We start from the raw sequence: 21206 nt of genomic DNA on the forward strand, positions 1-21206 counted from the left end.
AATTAAGTTTAAGTAAGAATAATCTGTTTAAGAGTATTGCTTTTTGTAGTAATCTTTATAAGCTCCAGATGTAACATTCTGCAACCATTCTTCATTATTTAGATACCAGTTAATTGTTCTCTCTAAACCTTCTTCGAATGTTACTGAAGGCCTCCACCCCAATTCTTTATTAATTTTTGAGGCATCTATTGCATATCTTAAGTCATGTCCAGGTCTATCTTTTACAAATGTGATCAATTGTTGAGAAGTTCCTTCTAATCTTCCTAACTTTTGATCCATAATCTGGCATAATAATTTCACCAAATCAATATTTTTCCATTCATTAAACCCACCAATATTGTAAGTTTCGTGATTCTTCCCTTCATGAAAAACTAAATCTATTGCAATGGCATGATCTTCAACAAATAACCAATCACGAGTATAGTTTCCGTCTCCATATACTGGTAATGGCTTATTATTAATTATATTGTTTATAAATAAAGGAATTAATTTTTCAGGAAAATGATAAGATCCATAATTATTAGAACAATTTGTTAAAACATAAGGCAAACCATAAGTTTCACCATAAGCTCTAACAAAATGATCTGAACTAGCTTTTGAAGCAGAATAAGGTGAATTAGGATCATACGACGTTGTTTCCGTAAATAATCCTTCTGACCCTAAACTTCCATACACTTCATCTGTACTAATGTGATAGAATCTTTTTCCATCAAAATTATTCTTCCACTGGTTTTTAGCCGCATTTAACAAGTTCATCGTACCAATTACATTCGTTTTGACAAACGCTAAAGGATCTTCGATCGAACGGTCAACATGAGATTCTGCTGCTAAATGTAAAACACCATCAAAACTATGAATTGAAAAAAGCTCATTAATGAAAACTTCATCAACTATATCCCCTTTTACAAAAGTATAATTAGACTTATCTTCAATATCTTTAATATTTTCAAGATTTCCTGCATAAGTTAATGCGTCCAAATTGAAAATGTGATATTCTGGATATTTATTAACAAATCTTCTCACTACATGCGATCCAATAAACCCAGCACCTCCAGTTATAAGAATTTTTTTCATTTTATCTTTTTGATTACTTTACTTTAATAATTCTGAATTCTGTTTTTCTAATTCGGTATAAATATCTTTTACGTCTTGTGAACTCTCTTTCTGCAAAATCAAATTTGCAGTATCTGTATAGACAAAAATTGTATTTTCTAAACCAAGAAAGGTCGTATGTTTATCACATCCAATAACCATGTTACCCTTAACATCAGTTGGATGTCCTTTAGATATTAAATAATCATAAACAGATTCAAAAGAGCCTAAATCTGACCAAGAAAAAGAAGCTGGCACAACTTTAATTTTTTTACTTCTTTCCATTACGGCATAATCTATACTAATTGACGGAATTTCCATAGATAAATCTAAATCTAAGAAGCCATCTTTACTTGCTTCCCATACCTGTTTTGATTTTCTATAAACATCTGGCTGAAATTGTTTTAATTCTTCCAAAAGAACACTTGCTTTAAAACAAAACATACCACTATTCCAAAGAAAATTACCCTTTGCTATAAATTCTTTTGCAGTCGTTTCGTTTGGCTTTTCACGAAATGAAACTACGTTATCTCCCTTAGCTTCTATATAACCATAACCAGTTTCTGGCTTAGTTGGAACTACACCAAAAGTCACAATAAAACCCTCGTCAGCTTTAGTGACCGCTTCACTTATTGCTTTATTATAATTCTCCATTAAATCAATAATATGATCAGAAGGAGTTATAATTAAAATATCATTTGGCTCTGAAGCAAATGCTGCAAAAGCTATAGCCGCAGCAGTATTTCTAGGAGTAGCTTCAACAATATTTATATATGAAGTACTTGTTTTATCCATTACTTTACCACTTAGTTGAAAGTTGTCAACATTTCCAACCACCATTACTTTATTTGCTAAATGACTATTTCTTTCAACTGTCATTTCAAATAAAGATTTTCCATCAAATATTTCAAGATATTGTTTCGGTCGACTTTTACGCGAAAGAGGCCACAGTCTACTTCCAACTCCTCCTGTCAGAATTACATGTGTAATAGATTTATTTGAATTCATATATTTTAAATAAAAAAAGAAATTTTAAAACTTAAAGCCTATTATCAGCTAAAGATCCTAAAACTCCTTTTACATCATAAATTAAACTTTTGTCTTTTTGCAAATTTGAAAAATCAATTTCAAGAAATTCTGAGTGGGCTACTCCTAATACAAGTGCATCAAATTTTTCTTTAGGCAAAATATTTACAGTTTCTAGTTTGTATTCTCTTTCTACTTCCTCAATATTAGCAAGTGGATCAAAAACAGTAACCATTATTCCGTAATCTTTTAAAGCTTTTATTACATCGACAATCTTAGTATTACGGACATCTGGACAATTTTCCTTGAAAGTAATTCCAAGCATTAACAAATTTGCACCATTAACAGAAATTCCTTTTTTTATCATCAGCTTCACGATCTGTGAAGCGACATATTCTCCCATGCTATCGTTTAAACGTCTTCCTGCTAAAATTATTTCAGGATGATATCCAAATTCTTGTGCTCTTTGCGCTAAGTAGTAAGGATCAACTCCTATACAATGCCCTCCGACTAGACCTGGTTTAAAAGGCAAAAAATTCCATTTAGTAGCTGCTGCCGTTAATACTTCTTGGGTATCAATATTCATTAAATTAAATATTTTGGCCAATTCATTAACAAAAGCTATATTAATATCTCGCTGAGAATTTTCAATAACTTTTGCAGCTTCTGCAACTTTTATAGTAGGCGCAAGATGTGTTCCTGCTGTAATTACGGACTTATACAGTGCATCAACTTTTAAACCTATTTCGGGAGTTGAACCTGATGTAACTTTTAAAATTTTTTCAACTGTATGTTCTTTATCTCCAGGGTTGATTCTTTCAGGAGAATATCCTGCGAAAAAGTCTTCATTAAATTTTAAACCTGAAACTTTTTCTAAAACAGGTACGCATTGTTCTTCTGTTACTCCTGGATAAACAGTTGATTCATAAATAACAACATCTCCTTTTTTTAAAACTTTTCCAACCGTTTCACTCGATTTATACAAAGGAGTCAAATCTGGCCTATTATTTCTATCAACAGGAGTAGGAACAGTAATTATATAATAATTACAATCTTTGATATCATTTATTGATGTAGTACAATACAAGCCCTTACCCTCATCTTTACTTTTTACTAAAACTTTCTGTAAAACATCGTCTTCGACTTCTAAAGTGCTGTCCGTTCCAGATTGTAAGGAACTAACTCTTGACTCGTTTATATCAAAGCCAATAACTGAATATTTGGTAGCAAATAATCGCGCTAAAGGCAATCCTACATAACCTAAGCCTATAACTGCAATTCTTACATTATTTTCCAACTTCATATTTTTTTAATTTATTCTGGTCACTTAAACTCATGGCTTCGCCGTTCTCAGTCACAAAATTCTGACTCAGATACCTAAATTAATCATTTTCGGCAAATATAGCATAATAAGTCTAGTTATTCAATACGGTTTCACGTAATACTAGCAAACAACTTACAATACAAAAAAACGAATATTTACAACAACCTATTAATCAGACTGTAAATAAATACATAATAAAAAAAACAGAAGAAAAAATCTAAAAAAGGTTCTCTTCTGTTTAATTTTAATTTGACAACGTTGTTATTTGTACTTTATTTTTAAAATGCATCCTAATGTTTCCAAGACAAGTGTATAATAATTATTAGAAACTTCTTGTACAATTGCATTTTGATTACTGAATGCTCCTGACTCTAATTTGATTTTATCGCCAACCTGGATAGCTGAAACTGATATGTCGCTAATATTTGCTGTTTTTAGACTTTTTTTTATAATTTCAATTTCTTGATCCTTTACAATTGCAGGTTTTCCAAGCCAAAACAAATATCTAACAACACCAGCAACTTGAAATACAAAATTCCGATCTGAATCGGTTAATTGCACAAAAACATAAGAATTAAAAAGTGGCGTTTCAACCTTCTTTTTTCGATCTGACCATTGTTTAACCTGAGTGATTAAGGGACAATAGCATTCTATTCCCAGCTGATTAAGCTTATCCGCAACTTTCTTTTCCCATTTCGGTTTTGTATAAACTACGTACCAATTCATTTTTCTCCTTTATGAATGAAGCAAAATTCTTATCACTTCATATTCTTATATACTACAAAACCAATTTATGAGCCAATACCATTATAAACGAATCCTATTGATTCTAATTGTTTAGCATTCAAAATATTTCTTCCATCGAAAACAAAAGCTGGTTTATGCATTGAATCGTATATCTTTTTCCAATCATAAGTTGTAAATTCATCCCACTCTGTTAAGATTGCAATAGCATGTGCTCCTTTACAAGCTTCATAAGCATTTTCAAACACATTCAAAGCATCAATATTTTCTTGGCTTGTTCTTGTTTCCAAATAATCTAAGTCGTTTAGCATTTTATTTTTAGAAACCTTAGGATCAAAGACTGAGATTTTAGCTTGTTCATTTATTAAGTCATCGGCAACATAAATTGCAGCAGATTCTCTAGTATCGTTTGTATCTTTTTTGAAAGCCCAACCCAAAAAAGTAATTTTCTTATCAGCTACTGTATTATATAATGTCTGAACAATTTTATTTGAAAACCTTCTTTTTTGATGATCATTCATAATAATTACTTGCTCCCAATAATCTGCAACTTCATTTAATCCGTATGATTTTGCAATATAAACTAAATTTAAAATATCTTTTTGAAAACAAGAACCTCCAAATCCTACAGAAGCTTTTAAAAATTTCGGTCCAATTCTGCTGTCCATACCGATAGCTCTCGCAACTTCATTTACATCTGCACCAGTTTTTTCACATAACTCCGACATTGCATTAATAGAAGATATACGTTGTGCTAAAAAAGCATTTGCTGTAAGTTTTGATAATTCTGATGACCATACATTTGTTGTTAAAATTTGGTCTCTATTTACCCAGTTTAAATAGACATCAACCAAAGCATTAATTGCTTCTTCACCTCCTTCAGTTGTGTCTCCTCCAATTAAAATTCGATCCGGATTTAACAAATCTGAAACCGCAGTTCCTTCTGCCAAAAATTCTGGATTAGATAAAATTTGAAATTGAACACCATTTCCAGTATTATCTAAAATACTTTTAATTGCTTCAGCTGTTCTAACTGGCAGCGTTGATTTCTCAACTACAATTTTATTCTGTTTTGCCACTCTTGCAATCTGTCTTGCACATAACTCAATATATTTTAAATCAGCCGCCATTCCTTTTCCTTTTCCATAAGTCTTTGTTGGCGTATTTACTGAAATAAATATCATTTGTGCTTCATCTATTGCTTTATCTACATCTGTTGAAAAAAATAGATTTCTTCCTCTTGCCTCCTTTACAATTTCAGAAAGACCAGGTTCATATATTGGAATATTTTCTGGATTTGGATCGTTCCAATCTGCTATTCTTTGCTTATTTAAATCAACGACTGTAACTTGAATGTGTGGGCATTTTTGAGCAATAACTGCCATTGTTGGGCCACCAACATATCCTGCACCAATGCAGCAAATTTTTGTAATTTTCATTTGATCTATTTTATCTTGATCTGTTTATTTTAAATTATTCCAATACCACCCAACAGCTTCTTTCAATCCGTCTTGCAAAGAATATTTTGGATTATATCCTAACATATTTTTTGCTTTTTCAATACTTGCCAAAGAATGTGGAATATCTCCATCTCTATTTTCTCCATAAATAACTGAAACATCTTTTATTTTTGGATCAAACTCTGATAAATATTCTTTTAAATATTTAACCAAGTCATTTAATGTATTTCTATCGCCAAATGCTGTATTATAAATAGAATTAATTGCTTCTGGGTTTTGAGTCATCATTGCCAGCTCATTCATCTGAATAACATTATCAATATAGGTAAAATCGCGAGAGTAATTTCCGTCTCCATTGATAACAGGGCTTTCATGATTCATAAATTGTTTTACAAATTTTGGTATCACTGCCGCATAAGCTCCATTTGGATCTTGCTTTCTTCCAAAAACATTAAAATAACGGAGACCAATTGTTTCTAAACCATATGTCCTACTAAAAATTTCAGCATACAATTCATTTACATACTTAGTAATTGCATAAGGAGACAATGGCTTCCCTATAACACCCTCTATTTTAGGCAAGTCTTCTGAATCTCCATAAGTCGAAGAACTTGCTGCATATACAAATCGTTTTACTTTAGCATCACGAGCCGCCACAAGCACATTTAAAAATCCAGAAACATTTACATCATTAGTTGTAATTGGATCTTTTATTGACCTAGGAACTGAACCCAGCGCTGCTTGATGCAAGACATAATCTACTCCTTCGACAGCTAAATTACAATCAGCCAAATTGCAAATATCTCCTTCAATTAATTTAAAACAAGGATTGTCTAAAAAATCTTTCAAATTATGACGATGTCCTGTAGAAAAATTATCCAAACAAACAATTTTATATCCTAAGCGCAAAAAATACTCAGTCAAATTTGACCCTATAAATCCAGCTCCTCCTGTAATCAAAATAGTATTCTTTACCCCGCTTTCCATTTGTCAAAGTTTATTTTTTTCTAATTTGATTTAAAAATGCTTTCCAAAACCCTTCTTTAACTTCTTCTTCATGATAACCATTTGAATAAGCCCCATAACCGTATCCATAACCATAGCCTGTACCGTACTTTGCTTTATTTTCATAACCATTTAACACAATACTCACATTGCTTAACTCTCCTCGTTTAAGTCTAGTATTTAACAACGTTATCATATCTTTCTTGGTATAATTCTGTCTTACAATGTATAATATTACATCTGCAAACTGAACTAATTCTAATGAATCTGCTACTAAACCAACTGGTGGAGTATCCAAAACTATATAATCATATTTTTGCCTCAATTCATCAATCAATTCTTTCATTGCATCACTTAAAATCAACTCAGAAGGATTTGGAGGAATTGGCCCAGAAAGTATTACATCTAAATTAGGAATTGGTGTCGAATTAGTAATTTCTTCTAAGCTATTTTGTCTTATTAAATAATTAACAACTCCTAAAGATGATTTTATTTGAAATTCATCTGCCAATCTTGGTTTTCTTAAATCCAGCCCAACAATTACTGTTTTTTTCTCACTTAAAGCAAAAACAGTAGCAATATTAATAGAGCAGAATGTTTTTCCTTCTCCACTAATTGAAGAAGTAATCATTAATGTTTTTGACCCGCTTACCTGCTGTTTTTTATATAAAAACTGAAGTGAAGAGCGTATACCTCTAAAAGCTTCTGAAAGAGCAGATTTAGGTTTTTCAAAAACTGCTAAACTACCTGAATCCCTGTTAAGTCCAACAACGCCAAGTAATGGGATTTGAGTTAATTTACTAATATCTTCACTATTCTGAATTGAATTATTAACAAAAAAGATCACCAGAACAAACAACAAAGGAACTAAAACTCCTAAAAACAAAGCCATTACATAATTTACCGATGTCTTAGGACCGATTAAACCTCCGCCAATATCTTTTGCTGGATCAATAAAGTGGATATCAGACAGGTTAGATGCTCTTACAATTTCTGCTTCATTTCTTTTTTGAAGAAACTCTGTATAAATATTATCATTTAAATCATATTTCCTTTTGATTTTCAATAATTCTTGTTGTTCAGCAGGAAGTCTTTTTACAGTGCTTTCCGCCTCACCAATTTTTGCATTTATCAAAGACAAATCATATAATAAAGAAGCTTTTGCAGTAGCAATATTCTCTTGAAGAACATTTTTTATTGCTACCATTTGATTATCAAAATCTTTAAATATTTTTTCACTTTTTACAGCATAGGCCATTTCAGACCTTTGGGCAGATAAAGCTATAAGTTTTGAAACATTGGCTACAATATTTGGATCTTCAATTCCCGCAACAGAGGGAGCTGGTAATCTAGAATAATCTACACTACTATTTAAATATGTTTTTAAGGAATTATAATAAGCTATTTTTCTAGTTAACTGATCTTTTTGAAGATCAAAATTCATTATTTTATCTGAAACCTTGACACCTCCATCTTCTATTTGATAAATATTTTTATCTTTTTGAAAAGTTTTTAGTTCATTACCGGTTTGTTTTAGTTGCGATTCCATTGCAACCAGGGTGCTATCAATAAATCTAATCGTATTGGTAGCAAATTGATTTTTGCCATCTAACTGTAGCTTCATCAGCATTTTTACAGTAGAATTCAAATAAGCAACCATTCTAGCTTTATTAGTTCCTTGCATTGACAAAGTAAGAAGCGATCCACTATTTTTACCAGCATCCACATTTATACCTCTATATCTAGATACAGTTCCATCAAAATCATTAAATTTTACAAAATATTCTTTTCCTTTATAAAATCCTGGATTATCTGTTATTTGGAGTTCCCAATTTAAAAAAGGAAGATTAACACGTTCTCCAACTCTGTATTTTTTGACAAAAGTTACAGGTTCTACTGAAGTATTACTATAAGAATTGTTGCTATAAGTAATTAGTGAAACTGAATTATTTTCAAATGAAATCTGTATTTGATATTCACTTTCACTCAAAAACTTTATACTAATTAATTTATTTACAAGTTGTCCCTTTTCTTTATCTATTTTAAGATAAAATGGCACAGCGCCATAAGAATCAATTAAGTTGTACTTTCCTTGTTCTAAATAATCAATATAAAATTGAAGTTTATCCACTACCATCTCATTATGAGATCTTGATTGCAGAATTGTAGAAATACCACTTACCTGATCAGAAACACCTCCCCAATTGAATACTAAACTTGTATTAGATGTAAAAAAAGGGTTGCTTTCTTCTTTAATAGAGATCATGGTTTGCATCCCATAAATTTTTTCTTTACGTATATTTACTTGATAAGCAATTGTGAACGTAATAATCAAACTTACGAGAAACCATTTCCAGTAACTTGCAATTTTTAACAGAAACCCTTTAAAATCAAAGTGAGAATGATTTTCAAAAATGGAAAAGTCTTTAATATCTAACATTTTTTGGATCTGTTTTTATTTTATAATTAGGTAAACTGTTGTAGCTAAAGATAACAACGTAATTATTGTACCTATAGATTGTATTCCCGTCTGACCTGTTCCCCAAGTTTTTTGTCTCAATGGTTTTACATAGATATAATCATTCGGCTGTAAACAATAATAAGGAGATTTCATTACATTTACATCTGTAAGGTCAATATCGTGCATTTGTACACCTGTAGGAGTCTGGCGAATTATTGTTACTTCTTTTCTATTACCAACTGTAGAAATATCACCTGCATTTGCAATAGCTTCCAAAATATTCACATTCTCTTTAAATAACGTTTTTGTTCCAGTACTTCCAACTTCACCATTAATGGTATATCTGAAACCAGCCAGCTTTACTGTAACAAAAATATTAGCCTCACTTTTAAAATATTCTTCCAATAATGTCTTTTCAATTTTCATTCTGACCTCCTCAAGAGTATACCCAATTACATTAATTTCTCCAAGAATTGGCATTCTTATATTTCCGTGATCGTCAACTGTAAATCCATCAAAGTATAAGCTGGATTCATTTTTTCCTGTCTGACTACTTTCTCCTTCTGTTGTATTAAAAATTGAGACTAATTTTGGATCAATTGCCTTTATATTAATTCTTAGAACATCATTTACTTGCAATCTATATGGTTTTGATCCTACTTGTGAAATCGTTACCTGTTCTCCCGAATCATTTTTATCCTGAAGATACACCAAATCTTTGATTGGAATACACGAAGTAAATAATGCTGAGATTAATAAAAATAGGAAAAAAGATTTTTTTGTCATTTGTTCGATATTATCGCAAATATGGTCTTCTTTAACTTTTAGAAAACTCAATTGCTATTTGGGGTATGGTTAATTATTTTTAAATGTTTTTTCGAAAGGGACTCTGTGCAAAATACTCCTTCCTAATGTTATTTCGTCCGCATATTCCAATTCATCACCAACCGATATTCCTCTCGCTATTGTTGAAATTATAATTTCAGAATCCGCAATTTGTTTATAGATATAAAAATTTGTTGTATCGCCTTCCATTGTTGAACTTAATGCAAAAATAATCTCCGATACATTTCCAGATTTCACTTTTGTCACTAAACTAAAAATATTCAACTGATTGGGCCCAACTCCTTCAATAGGAGAAATTTTTCCGCCAAGCACATGATATATCCCTTTAAACTGCCCAGTATTTTCTATAGCCATCACGTCTCTAATATCCTCTACGATACATATTGTTTCGTGATTTCTAGCTGGATTAGCGCAGATCTCACAAATTTTAGTATCTGAAATATTATGGCAACTTTCGCAAAACTTAATATCCTCACGCATATTTAACAATGCTTGTGATAAAAAGACAGTTTGTTCCTTAGGCTGTTTTAACAAATGAAGAACTAATCTAAGCGCTGTACGCTTACCAATCCCAGGCAATTGCGACATTTCGTTTACTGCTTTTTCGATTAATTTTGATGAAAATTCCATGACGACAAAAGTAATACTTTTAATGGTTTAGCCTACATTAGAGCTATTAAATTCAAACCTTAATAATAATAAGAAATCACTATCAAATATTTTATTTAATACTGATTCGTAGCTAACAAAACTAATGTACAAGCCACTTCAATTTGAATATCATTTAATTCCAATAATTGATACAATTCTGGATTTTCAGTTCCAGGATTAAAAATCACACGCTTAGGATGTGCTTCAATAATATAATTGTAATAATCTCTTTGACGACCAGGGTTTAAATACAAAGTAATAGTGTCAATATTTTTAACTGGTATCGACTTAGTTTGAATTTTTATTCCAGCAACTTCTCCTGCTTTTTGTCCAATTGCTAAAACAGAATGCCCTTTTCCCACAAGCATATTAACAGCTCTGAATGAATAACGATCTGGATTTGTCGAAGCTCCTATAACTAATGTTTTTTTACTTTTCATAGTTTTTATTTAGACTGCAAAAGTAATCAAAAAAGAATGATTAAGTCTTACATCTTTGATTTAGAATCGATAACAATAAAAACATATTCATAACATAATTTCGCACAAAAGCATCAAAAAATAACTACATTTACTTCACTAACCAATATAATATGGAATTATTTATTTACTTATTTGCCGCCTTATTCTCGGTATTAAACCCAATCGGAACTGTACCAATTTTTGTCGGACTAACGCAACACGATTCGCAAAAAGAAAGATCTCGAATTTCTTTATGGACAGCCATTAATGTTTTTATCATATTATTGGTCTCTTATTTTATTGGCCAATACGTTTTAACTTTTTTTGGCATTAGCATAGATGCTTTACGAATTGCAGGAGGAATCGTAATTGTAAACTCTGGTTTTTCTTTACTTTCAGGTAAATTCAACAAAAAACGAGGAATCAATAAAAAAATTGAAAATGAAGCACAGCACAGAAATGATATTGCACTAACACCGTTAGCAATACCAATGCTTGCAGGCCCTGGATCAATGTCACTTTTAATTGCCTTTTACCAAGAACATCACGAGATAAATGAAATCATAATATCTTCCTTAGCAATTTTAGCAATCGCAGTAGCCATTTTTGCAATTTTAAAAAGCGCCCATTATTTGGCTAGAATATTAGGCGCTTCCGGAATTGTTGCAATCTCTAGAATTGTTGGTTTTATAGTTATTTCTATCGGTATACAATATATTGTAAGTGCAATTGTTAATATTATTAAAGGAAATTTTTAATCAAAACCAGTTATCAAAAAGAAAAAAAGGGATGAGATTTTCAATAAATCTCATCCCTTTTCTGTTTTTTAAATATTTATTTTAGTTTCTTGGCAAGAAAACTTCTGCCATCATACATCTGGCACTTCCTCCACCACAAGCTTCGATTGTATCTAAACTTGAACTTAAAATTTCTGCATGCTTTTCTAACTGTTCAATTTGTTTTGGAGTCAAACTCTGATGCGCCGATGTACTCATTACAATATATCTTTTATCGTCTTTTCCACGAACTTCCAACATATTGCCAGCAAAATTATTTACTTGAGCTTCTGTTATCAGAATAACTTCTTTTCCGTCTTGTTTAAGATTATCCAAAACCATTTTACGCTCTTTCTTATCATCAATAGAATCTGCACAGATAACTGCAAAAGTTTCCCCTAGACACATCATAACATTAGTATGGTAGATTAGTTTACGTTCACCATCAACAGTTTGAAAAGCTTCAAAGATTACTGGAGCATAATCAAAATCTTCACAGAATTCTATAAACAATTCTTCGTCTGCTCTTGGCGATAATGCGCAATATGCTTTACCATTTGCACGATCCAACAACAAACTTCCTGTTCCTTCTAAGAAAATGCCATCTTCTTCTGCAGAAGTATAATCCATAATATTAGAAATTTCAAATCCTTTTTCTTCCAAAGTATCCAAAATATCTTCACGACGCTCTTGACGACGATTTTCTGCAAACATTGGATAAAGCGCTACATCTCCATTTTCATGAAATGAAACCCAATTGTTCGGAAAAATACTATCTGGAGTATCTGTTTCTAAACTATCATCTACCACAGTTACATCAACACCAACTGCCCTTAGTTTTTCTACAAAAGCATCAAACTCTTGTTGCGCTTTAGCATTAACAGTACTTGGTAAAAGTCCGTCTAATACTTTTTGATAATAATTATTTACAGCCGTCTGCTCATTCATTCTGAAAGCAACTGGACGAATCATCACGATAGCATTACTAGTTTGTCTCATTTTTTATCTTTTTTTTGTTTCAAACTTGAAACGAATTTTTAGTCTCTAATTAATGGTAAAGTTGAACATCTCAACAAACCTTCCTGTTTTGAAATTTCAGCATATGGAATTTCTTCCACAGTAAAACCATTTTCACGAAGCCAGTTATTCAATCTCGTAAAATTCTTTTCAGAAACTACTACATTTTCATCTATTGAAAACACATTCGAAAACATATTATACATCTCGTTTCTTTCAATATGAAATAGGTTTTCTTTTCCAAAAAGCTTCACTAAATAACGATAATCTGCTTCTTCACGAAAACCTCTTTTGTAGATAATTCCTTTGTTTTTTCCAACAGGTTGAAAACAACAATCTAAATGCAAAGCATTATCCCTCGCTTCCAATGAAGATTTTACAAGATCAAATTCCTTCACAATCTTATTAGGGAACAAAGATTTAATATAATTTACACCATGCATATTGGTTCTTGCTGTAATATAATCCTTATAGTCGCTTCCTTTATAAGTTCCAATAAAAATATGGTCATTCCAAAGCATCACATCTCCTCCTTCGATATGAACTTCTTCCGGAGGTCGAACCACTTTTAAAGGATCAATCTGATCAATTACATATTGAATAGCATCTAATTCACGTTCTCTATCTGGCAGAATATTTGATTTTACAAAAATATCATCAATTACAAATCCAATATCACGAGCAAAAATCTGATTGTAATTTTCGATCATTTCCGGACGATAAACAGTTACATCATATTTCTGAAAAACAGCATTAAAAGCCTCCATTTCAGCAACCATATCTTTTTCTACAGGATAAGTTCCTGCCTTAATATGTTCCAATGATTTAGGGTCATAAGCCTCTTCTATAGTTGGAGTTGGACCATTATGAACAGCAGAACCCAGAACTACAGCACGAAGCCGAGACGTTTCGTTCTTTACATTTAATTGCAACATAACTTTATTATATTTTGAGCAAATATAAAAAAAGCTTCACAGTAAAGTGAAGCTTTCGTTTTTTATTTATTAGACTTAAATTCTCTTAAAGGATGTCCTGTATAAATTTGTCTTGGTCTTCCGATTGGCTCTTTATTTTCACGCATTTCTTTCCATTGCGCAATCCAGCCTGGTAGTCTTCCAATTGCAAACATTACAGTAAACATATCTGTTGGAATTCCTAAAGCTCTGTAGATAATTCCAGAATAGAAATCAACATTTGGATATAAGTTTCTTGATTTGAAGTATTCATCTTCAAGAGCAGCTTTCTCTAATTTTCTAGCGATATCCAAAATCGGATCTTCAACACCTAAAGTTTCTAATACTTCTGTTGCTGCTTTTTTGATGATTTTAGCTCTTGGATCAAAGTTTTTGTAGACTCTGTGTCCGAATCCCATTAAACGGAATGGGTCATTTTTATCTTTCGCTTTCGCTAAAAACTTATCTGTATCTCCACCGTCTTTGTTTATTTCTTCTAGCATTTCAAGTACAGCTTGGTTTGCTCCACCGTGAAGTGGCCCCCAAAGTGCAGAAACCCCTGCAGAAACTGAAGCAAATAAACCAGCATGAGAAGAACCTACCATTCTAACTGTAGAAGTAGAGCAATTTTGCTCGTGATCTGCGTGAAGAATGAATAATTTATCTAACGCATTTACAATTACTGGATTTGCTGCGTAAGGTCCTGTAGGCAATTTAAACATTAATTGCATGAAGCTTTCTACATAACCCTTTGTGTTATCATAGTAATTTAAAGGATAACCCATAGATTTTCTGTAAGTCCATGTAGCAATCACTAAAAATTTTGCCATTGTTTTACAAATAGCCTCGTACATTTCTTTTTCATTATCTACATTAACTGCTTTTGGATTGAAAGCTGTTAAAGCACTTGTTAAAGCAGATAACACTCCCATTGGGTGAGCTGTTTTAGGGAAACCATCAATGATATTTTTCATTTCTTCGTTTACCAAAGAATGTTTTTTAATACCATTTTCAAAATCTTCTAACTGTTTAGCTGTAGGCAATTCACCAAAAATCAAAAGATATGAAACCTCTAAGAAACTAGCTTTTTCAGCAAGATCTTCGATTGAATATCCTCTGTAACGTAAAATTCCTTCTTCTCCATCTAGGAAAGTGATTTCACTTGTACAAGATCCTGAATTTTTATAACCTGGATCAAGTGTAATATAACCTGTTAAATCACGTAATTTGTTGATATCGATAGCTGATTCGTTTTCACTCCCTGTGATTACCGGAAGCTCAATCTTTTTACCATCTATTTCTAATGTAGCTATTTTTGACATAATATACTGGAAATAATTCTTTAAATAATAATTTATCAAATCTAATGAATTTAAGACTAATTAAAAAAAGAATACTGCTATGAATTTGTTAAAACTCCAAAAAAAAACCATCCGCTTTAGCGAATGGTTTTTTCCAATATATAATTTCAAAAATTATTTGATTTTAAAAGCATTCAAACCAGGGAAATAAGCTGTACTTCCTAGTTCTTCTTCAATTCTTAATAATTGGTTGTATTTAGCCATACGATCAGAACGAGAAGCAGAACCTGTTTTAATTTGACCACAGTTCAAAGCAACAGCTAAGTCTGCAATTGTATTATCTTCAGTTTCTCCAGAACGGTGAGACATTACAGAAGTATATCCAGCATTTTTCGCCATGTTTACAGCTGCAATAGTTTCAGTTAAAGTACCAATTTGGTTTACTTTTACTAAGATTGAGTTAGCAATTCCTTTTTCGATACCAGTTGACAAACGAGCAACGTTAGTAACAAACAAATCATCTCCAACTAATTGAACTTTATCTCCAATTTTTTCAGTTAAAGCTTTCCATCCATCCCAGTCATCTTCGTACATACCATCTTCGATAGAGATAATTGGATATTTAGCAGCAAGTTCAGCTAAGTATTCAGCTTGTTCTCCAGAAGTTCTGATTTTTCCTGTTTCTCCTTCAAATTTAGTGTAATCATATTTACCGTTTACATAAAACTCAGAAGCAGCACAATCAAGGGCAATCATAATTTCGTCACCGAAAGAATATCCTGCTTTTTCAACCGCAAGTTTAATAGTATCTAAAGCATCTTCAGTTCCACCAGCTAAGTTTGGAGCAAAACCTCCTTCGTCACCTACTGCAGTACTTAAACCTCTATCGTGTAATACTTTTTTCAAGTTGTGGAAAATTTCAGTTCCCATTTGCATTGCATGTGTAAAAGAAGTTGCTTTTACAGGGAAGATCATAAACTCTTGGAACGCGATAGGCGCATCAGAGTGAGAACCACCGTTAATGATGTTCATCATTGGAACTGGCAACGTATTAGCAGAAACACCACCTACGTATCTGTATAATGGCAAACCAAGTTCATTAGCAGCAGCTTTTGCAGCAGCTAAAGAAACACCTAAAATAGCATTAGCTCCTAATTTAGATTTGTTTGGAGTACCATCTAAATCAATCATTAATTGGTCAATTGTGTTTTGTTCGAAAACAGAAGTTCCAACTAATTCTTCAGCAATAATAGTATTTACATTATTCACTGCATTCAAAACACCTTTACCTAGATAAGCTTTACCTCCATCACGTAATTCAACAGCTTCGTGCTCTCCAGTTGATGCTCCAGATGGAACAGCAGCTCTACCTAAAACTCCATTTTCAGTTACTACATCAACTTCAATAGTAGGATTACCTCTAGAATCAAGAATTTGTCTTGCGTGAACTTTAATTATAATACTCATTATTTTTGTTTTTTATTAATAAATTATATTTTTTTTTCGAAATTATAAAAATATTTAATACTATAAACGAGTTTTAGTCATTAAACCCTTTTATTTATTAACTACATCGTTTTAGACTTTGCTACTTTTAATATTCTCTACAAATTGGTCAAACAAATATGACGAATCATGTGGCCCCGGGCTAGCCTCTGGGTGATATTGAACTGAAAAGCAGTTTTTATTTTTCATTCGCATTCCAGCAACAGTACCATCATTTAAGTGCACGTGAGTAATTTCTAACTCTGGATGATTTTCCAATTGTTCTTTTCTAACAGCGAACCCGTGATTTTGAGAAGTTATTTCACCCTTACCTGTAGTGATGTTTTTAACTGGATGGTTAATCCCTCTGTGTCCGTTAAACATTTTGTACGTTTCAACCCCATTTGCAAGACCAATTACTTGGTGTCCTAAACAGATTCCAAATAAAGGTTTATTATCTGCTAAAATTTCTTTTGCCACCTGAATTGCTCCGAATAAAGGATCTGGATCTCCAGGTCCATTTGACAAGAAATATCCATCTGGATTAAACTCAGACATATCTTTGTAAGTTGAATCAAAAGGATACACCTTAATATAACAATCTCTTTTCGCAAGATTTCTCAAGATATTCTTTTTGATACCGAGGTCTAAAGCCGAGATTTTGTAAGTAGCATTTTCATCTCCGAAGAAATATGGTTCTTTAGTAGAAACCTTAGAAGCTAATTCTAAGCCTTCCATGTTTGGAACATTCGCCAACTCTTTCTTTAAGTCTTCGATTGAAGTTCCATCTGTGGAAATTACCGCATTCATCGCACCATTGTCACGAATATAACTTACTAGTGCGCGAGTATCTACATCAGAAATACAGATTAAATTTTGTTTAGTAAAATAATCTTCTAAGCTTTCAGAAGCATTTTCTCTGGAATAATTAAAACTGAAGTTTTTACAAACCAAACCGGCAATTTTAATACTATCAGATTCAACTTCTTGCTCATTCACACCATAATTTCCGATATGTGTATTTGTAGCAACCATAATTTGACCAAAATAAGAAGGATCAGTAAAAATTTCCTGATACCCTGTCATTCCAGTATTAAAACAAACCTCACCGAAAGTTTTACCGCTAATTCCGATAGATTTTCCGTGAAAGATTGTTCCGTCACTAAGTAATAAAATGGCGCTTTGTCGTGTTGTGTATTTCATTATTTAATTTGTATTGTTTTTTAATCAAGTTATAAAACCAAATAACGGTTTTATGTGTAATTAGAATTTTGCAAATTTACTTCTTTAAAATAGCCCTTCCAAGATTTTTTAAAACTTTCACTCGTAAAAATAAAACCTATAATTTTAAATAAGTTACATTTCTGCAGTTTCAAAAAAATCAAAAAAAAAGGATAAACTAAAAATTAGTTTATCCTTGATTTTTATAGAATGATTACTTTCATAATTATTCAGAAGCTTCAGTAGTCGTTTCTGATTCAGCAGCAGGGGCTTCAGGAGCAGCAGTTTCAGCTTTTTTAGCTTTACCACCACGACGGCTTTTCGCTTTTTTAACTTCTTTTTTACCTCCGTTGTAAAGTTCATTGAAGTCAACAAGTTCGATCATCGCCATATCAGCGTTATCTCCCAAACGATTTCCAACTTTAATGATACGTGTGTATCCACCTGGACGGTCACCTACTTTAGCAGCAACATCTCTGAACAAATCAGTTACAGCGTATTTGTTACGTAAGTAAGCAAAAACAATACGACGATTGTGAGTCGTATCCTCTTTTGATTTTGTAATTAAAGGCTCAACAAATTGTTTAAGCGCTTTAGCTTTAGCAACAGTAGTATTAATACGTTTGTGCTCGATAAGAGAACAAGCCATATTAGCCAACATAGCTTTTCTATGTCCAGTCTGTCTGCTTAAGTGGTTGAATTTTTTTCCGTGTCTCATGACGTGTTTTTTTTATCTTCATCTTGCTACAATCCACCATGGAGAGCAAAATATGAAGTAAATTATTCTTTATCTAATTTGTATTTAGCTAAATCCATTCCGAAAGTTAAATTCTTCACTGCAACAAGTTCATCAAGTTCAGTTAAAGATTTTTTACCAAAATTACGGAATTTCATTAGGTCATTTTTATTGAACGATACTAAATCACCAAGTGTATCAACTTCAGCCGCTTTCAAGCAATTTAATGCTCTCACAGATAAATCCATATCAACAAGCTTAGTTTTAAGCAATTGTCTCATATGCAATGACTCTTCATCATACGATTCTGTTTGTGCAATTTCGTCAGCCTCAAGTGTAATTCTTTCGTCAGAGAATAACATGAAATGGTGAATTAAAACTTTAGCAGCTTCAGTAAGAGCATCTTTTGGATTAATAGATCCATCAGTTTTGATTTCAAAAACTAACTTTTCGTAATCTGTTTTTTGCTCTACACGGAAATTTTCGATTGCATATTTTACATTTTTTACCGGAGTAAAAATAGAATCTGTAAAAATTGTTCCAATTGCAGCATTCTGTTTTTTGTTCTCTTCAGCAGGAACGTATCCTCTACCTTTTTCGATTGTTAAATCGAAGTTCAATTTGATTTTAGAATCTAAATTACAGATAACAAGGTCTGGATTCAAAACTTGAAAACCTGAAATAAATTTTTGAAAATCACCTGCTGTTAATTGATCTTTACCAGAAACAGAAATAGTAACTGATTCATTATCGATATCTTCAATTTGACGTTTGAAACGTACTTGTTTTAGATTAAGGATAATTTCGGTAACATCCTCAACAACACCTGAAATAGTAGAAAACTCATGATCTACACCTTCGATACGAACAGATGTAATTGCATAACCTTCTAACGCTGAAAGCAAAACTCTTCTAAGTGCATTACCAACTGTCAATCCGTAACCAGGTTCTAAAGGTCTAAACTCAAATTTACCTTCAAAATCGGTTGAATCGATCATGATAACTTTATCGGGCTTTTGAAAATTAAATATTGCCATAAATTTCGACTAAGTCAATTATTATTTGTTGTACAACTCTACGATTAATTGTTCTTTAATGTTTTCTGGAATTTGAAGTCTCGCAGGTACAGAAACGAAAGTTCCTTCTTTAAGATCATTGTTCCAAGTAATCCATTCATAAACATGACTTGAATTTGATAAAGAACGTTCGATAGCTTCTAAAGATTTAGATTTTTCACGAACTGCAACTTTATCACCAGGCTTAAGGTGGTAAGAAGGAATATTAACAACCTCTCCATTTACAGTAATGTGTCTGTGAGAAACGATTTGACGCGCACCTCTTCTAGATGGAGCAATTCCCATTCTAAAAACAACATTATCCAATCTTGCTTCGCATAATTGTAATAAAACTTCACCAGTTACTCCTTTTGTAGCTGATGCTTTTTCGAATAAATTTCTGAATTGTTTTTCTAAAATTCCGTAAGAATATTTAGCTTTTTGCTTTTCCATTAATTGAACAGCGTACTCAGATTTTTTTCCTCTTTTTTTAGCCATCCCGTGTTGTCCAGGTGGGTAATTTCTTTTTTCGAAAGATTTATCATCTCCGAAGATTGCCTCGCCAAATTTACGAGCGATTTTGGTTTTAGGACCAGTATATCTTGCCATTTTAAAAAAAATTTTAAGGTAGAAATTATGAATTCAGGTCTAATCCTTCGATAATCTATGTTCTACCTTGTTTATACTATAAAAATAAAAAATTAAACTCTACGTCTTTTTGGAGGACGACATCCGTTGTGCGGCATTGGAGTAACATCAATAATTTCAGTAACTTCAATTCCACCGTTATGAATAGAACGGATAGCAGACTCACGTCCGTTACCTGGTCCTTTTACATAAACTTTCACTTTTTTAAGTCCTGCCTCAAGTGCTACTTTAGCGCAATCTTCTGCTGCCATTTGAGCTGCATAAGGAGTGTTCTTTTTAGAACCTCTGAAACCCATTTTACCAGCTGAAGACCAAGAGATAACTTCACCTTTCTTATTAGTCAAAGAAATAATAATGTTATTAAAAGTGGCAGAAATATGAGCCTCACCCGTTGATTCAACGATAACTTTACGTTTTTTTGCAGTTGCTTTAGCCATATTACTTATTATTTAGTTGCTTTTTTCTTGTTAGCAACAGTTTTTCTTTTACCTTTTCTTGTTCTTGAGTTGTTTTTAGTTCTTTGCCCTCTTAATGGAAGACCAGATCTATGACGAATACCTCTGTAACATCCAATATCCATTAAACGTTTAATGTTTAAAGAAATTTCAGAACGTAATTCTCCTTCAATTTTGTAAAATGAAACAGCTTCACGAATTGCTCCGATCTCATCATCATTCCAATCTTGAACTTTTTTATCTTGGCTAACTTGAGCTTTCTCTAAAATCTCAATAGCTCTACTTTTTCCTAATCCGAAAATATAGGTAAGTGCGATAACGCCTCTTTTGTTTTTTGGGATATCTACCCCTGCTATTCTTGCCATAATTATCCTTGTCTTTGTTTAAATCTAGGATTCTTTTTGTTTATTACGTACAGTCTCCCTTTTCTACGCACGATAATGCACTCGGCACTTCTCTTTTTTACTGATGCTCTAACTTTCATAGTGA

22 protein-coding genes are annotated in these 21206 nt (G+C 32.2%); 1 reads left to right on the plus strand and 21 read right to left on the minus strand.

Annotated features, from left to right (window positions below; genetic code table 11):
• Positions 1–27: 27 nt before the first annotated feature.
• From rfbB to ABXT06_RS16110, 10 genes are all read right to left on the minus strand, one after another.
• Positions 28–1074, minus strand: coding sequence for a dTDP-glucose 4,6-dehydratase (rfbB, locus tag ABXT06_RS16065; protein WP_354591661.1), 1047 nt, complete (start codon positions 1072–1074; stop codon positions 28–30).
• Between the two features lie 18 nt (positions 1075–1092).
• A complete protein-coding gene (locus ABXT06_RS16070; RefSeq protein WP_354591662.1) occupies positions 1093–2100 on the minus strand; it encodes a mannose-1-phosphate guanylyltransferase in 1008 nt (335 codons plus the stop codon).
• A gap of 31 nt (positions 2101–2131) precedes the next feature.
• Positions 2132–3421, minus strand: a complete 1290-nt coding sequence (locus tag ABXT06_RS16075; protein ID WP_354591663.1) for a nucleotide sugar dehydrogenase — start codon at positions 3419–3421, stop codon at positions 2132–2134.
• A 282-nt stretch (positions 3422–3703) separates the two neighbouring features.
• Positions 3704–4168, minus strand: coding sequence for a UpxY family transcription antiterminator (locus ABXT06_RS16080; RefSeq protein ID WP_354591664.1), 465 nt, complete (start codon positions 4166–4168; stop codon positions 3704–3706).
• A gap of 65 nt (positions 4169–4233) precedes the next feature.
• On the minus strand, positions 4234–5625 hold the full coding sequence (locus ABXT06_RS16085) for a UDP-glucose 6-dehydrogenase (RefSeq protein ID WP_354591665.1): 1392 nt from the start codon (positions 5623–5625) through the stop codon (positions 4234–4236).
• 24 nt (positions 5626–5649) lie between these two features.
• Positions 5650–6633, minus strand: a complete 984-nt coding sequence (locus tag ABXT06_RS16090) for an SDR family oxidoreductase (RefSeq protein ID WP_354591666.1) — start codon at positions 6631–6633, stop codon at positions 5650–5652.
• Positions 6634–6643: 10 nt separating this feature from the next.
• Entirely contained in the window at positions 6644–9091 is a 2448-nt protein-coding gene (locus ABXT06_RS16095; RefSeq protein ID WP_354591667.1) for a polysaccharide biosynthesis tyrosine autokinase, read from the minus strand.
• 15 nt (positions 9092–9106) lie between these two features.
• Positions 9107–9898, minus strand: coding sequence for a polysaccharide biosynthesis/export family protein (locus ABXT06_RS16100; RefSeq protein WP_354591668.1), 792 nt, complete (start codon positions 9896–9898; stop codon positions 9107–9109).
• Positions 9899–9967: 69 nt separating this feature from the next.
• Positions 9968–10588 carry a recombination mediator RecR gene (gene recR / locus ABXT06_RS16105; protein WP_354591669.1) on the minus strand — a complete coding sequence of 207 codons (621 nt, stop codon included), beginning with the start codon at positions 10586–10588 and terminating at the stop codon, positions 9968–9970.
• 95 nt (positions 10589–10683) lie between these two features.
• On the minus strand, positions 10684–11049 hold the full coding sequence (locus ABXT06_RS16110; RefSeq protein ID WP_354591670.1) for a CoA-binding protein: 366 nt from the start codon (positions 11047–11049) through the stop codon (positions 10684–10686).
• 152 nt (positions 11050–11201) lie between these two features.
• Between ABXT06_RS16110 and ABXT06_RS16115 the strand changes: the two genes are divergently transcribed.
• A complete protein-coding gene (locus ABXT06_RS16115; RefSeq protein ID WP_095931487.1) occupies positions 11202–11828 on the plus strand; it encodes a MarC family NAAT transporter in 627 nt (208 codons plus the stop codon).
• Between the two features lie 81 nt (positions 11829–11909).
• Here the strand turns inward: ABXT06_RS16115 and ctlX are convergent, their stop codons facing one another.
• The 11 genes from ctlX to ykgO form a co-directional block, all read right to left on the minus strand.
• Positions 11910–12845 (minus strand): citrulline utilization hydrolase CtlX, encoded by a 936-nt coding sequence (gene ctlX, locus ABXT06_RS16120; protein ID WP_354591671.1) that lies wholly within the window; start codon positions 12843–12845, stop codon positions 11910–11912.
• A gap of 38 nt (positions 12846–12883) precedes the next feature.
• The gene (locus tag ABXT06_RS16125) at positions 12884–13798 is read right to left on the minus strand and encodes a dimethylarginine dimethylaminohydrolase family protein (protein ID WP_354591672.1); all 915 of its coding nucleotides are present in this window, start codon (positions 13796–13798) and stop codon (positions 12884–12886) included.
• Positions 13799–13860: 62 nt separating this feature from the next.
• Complete coding sequence (locus ABXT06_RS16130) at positions 13861–15138, minus strand: citrate synthase (protein WP_354591673.1); 1278 nt, start codon at positions 15136–15138, stop codon at positions 13861–13863.
• A 153-nt stretch (positions 15139–15291) separates the two neighbouring features.
• Complete coding sequence (gene eno, locus ABXT06_RS16135; protein ID WP_354591674.1) at positions 15292–16584, minus strand: phosphopyruvate hydratase; 1293 nt, start codon at positions 16582–16584, stop codon at positions 15292–15294.
• Between the two features lie 111 nt (positions 16585–16695).
• Positions 16696–17805 carry a glutamine-hydrolyzing carbamoyl-phosphate synthase small subunit gene (carA, locus tag ABXT06_RS16140; protein WP_354591675.1) on the minus strand — a complete coding sequence of 370 codons (1110 nt, stop codon included), beginning with the start codon at positions 17803–17805 and terminating at the stop codon, positions 16696–16698.
• A 244-nt stretch (positions 17806–18049) separates the two neighbouring features.
• On the minus strand, positions 18050–18541 hold the full coding sequence (gene rplQ / locus ABXT06_RS16145) for a 50S ribosomal protein L17 (protein ID WP_008464331.1): 492 nt from the start codon (positions 18539–18541) through the stop codon (positions 18050–18052).
• A gap of 62 nt (positions 18542–18603) precedes the next feature.
• Positions 18604–19596 carry a DNA-directed RNA polymerase subunit alpha gene (locus tag ABXT06_RS16150; protein ID WP_008464329.1) on the minus strand — a complete coding sequence of 331 codons (993 nt, stop codon included), beginning with the start codon at positions 19594–19596 and terminating at the stop codon, positions 18604–18606.
• Between the two features lie 21 nt (positions 19597–19617).
• Positions 19618–20223, minus strand: a complete 606-nt coding sequence (gene rpsD, locus ABXT06_RS16155) for a 30S ribosomal protein S4 (protein WP_008464326.1) — start codon at positions 20221–20223, stop codon at positions 19618–19620.
• 92 nt (positions 20224–20315) lie between these two features.
• Positions 20316–20699: a 30S ribosomal protein S11 gene (gene rpsK, locus ABXT06_RS16160; protein WP_026727866.1), complete on the minus strand. Its 384-nt coding sequence runs from the start codon at positions 20697–20699 to the stop codon at positions 20316–20318.
• A gap of 8 nt (positions 20700–20707) precedes the next feature.
• Positions 20708–21082, minus strand: coding sequence for a 30S ribosomal protein S13 (rpsM, locus tag ABXT06_RS16165; RefSeq protein ID WP_008464322.1), 375 nt, complete (start codon positions 21080–21082; stop codon positions 20708–20710).
• A gap of 2 nt (positions 21083–21084) precedes the next feature.
• Positions 21085–21201 carry a type B 50S ribosomal protein L36 gene (gene ykgO, locus ABXT06_RS16170; RefSeq protein WP_002987490.1) on the minus strand — a complete coding sequence of 39 codons (117 nt, stop codon included), beginning with the start codon at positions 21199–21201 and terminating at the stop codon, positions 21085–21087.
• Between the last annotated feature and the right edge of the window lie 5 nt (positions 21202–21206).

Origin of the sequence: Flavobacterium sp. UW10123 (genome assembly GCF_040538975.1) — a bacterium.
Lineage (GTDB): Bacteria > Bacteroidota > Bacteroidia > Flavobacteriales > Flavobacteriaceae > Flavobacterium.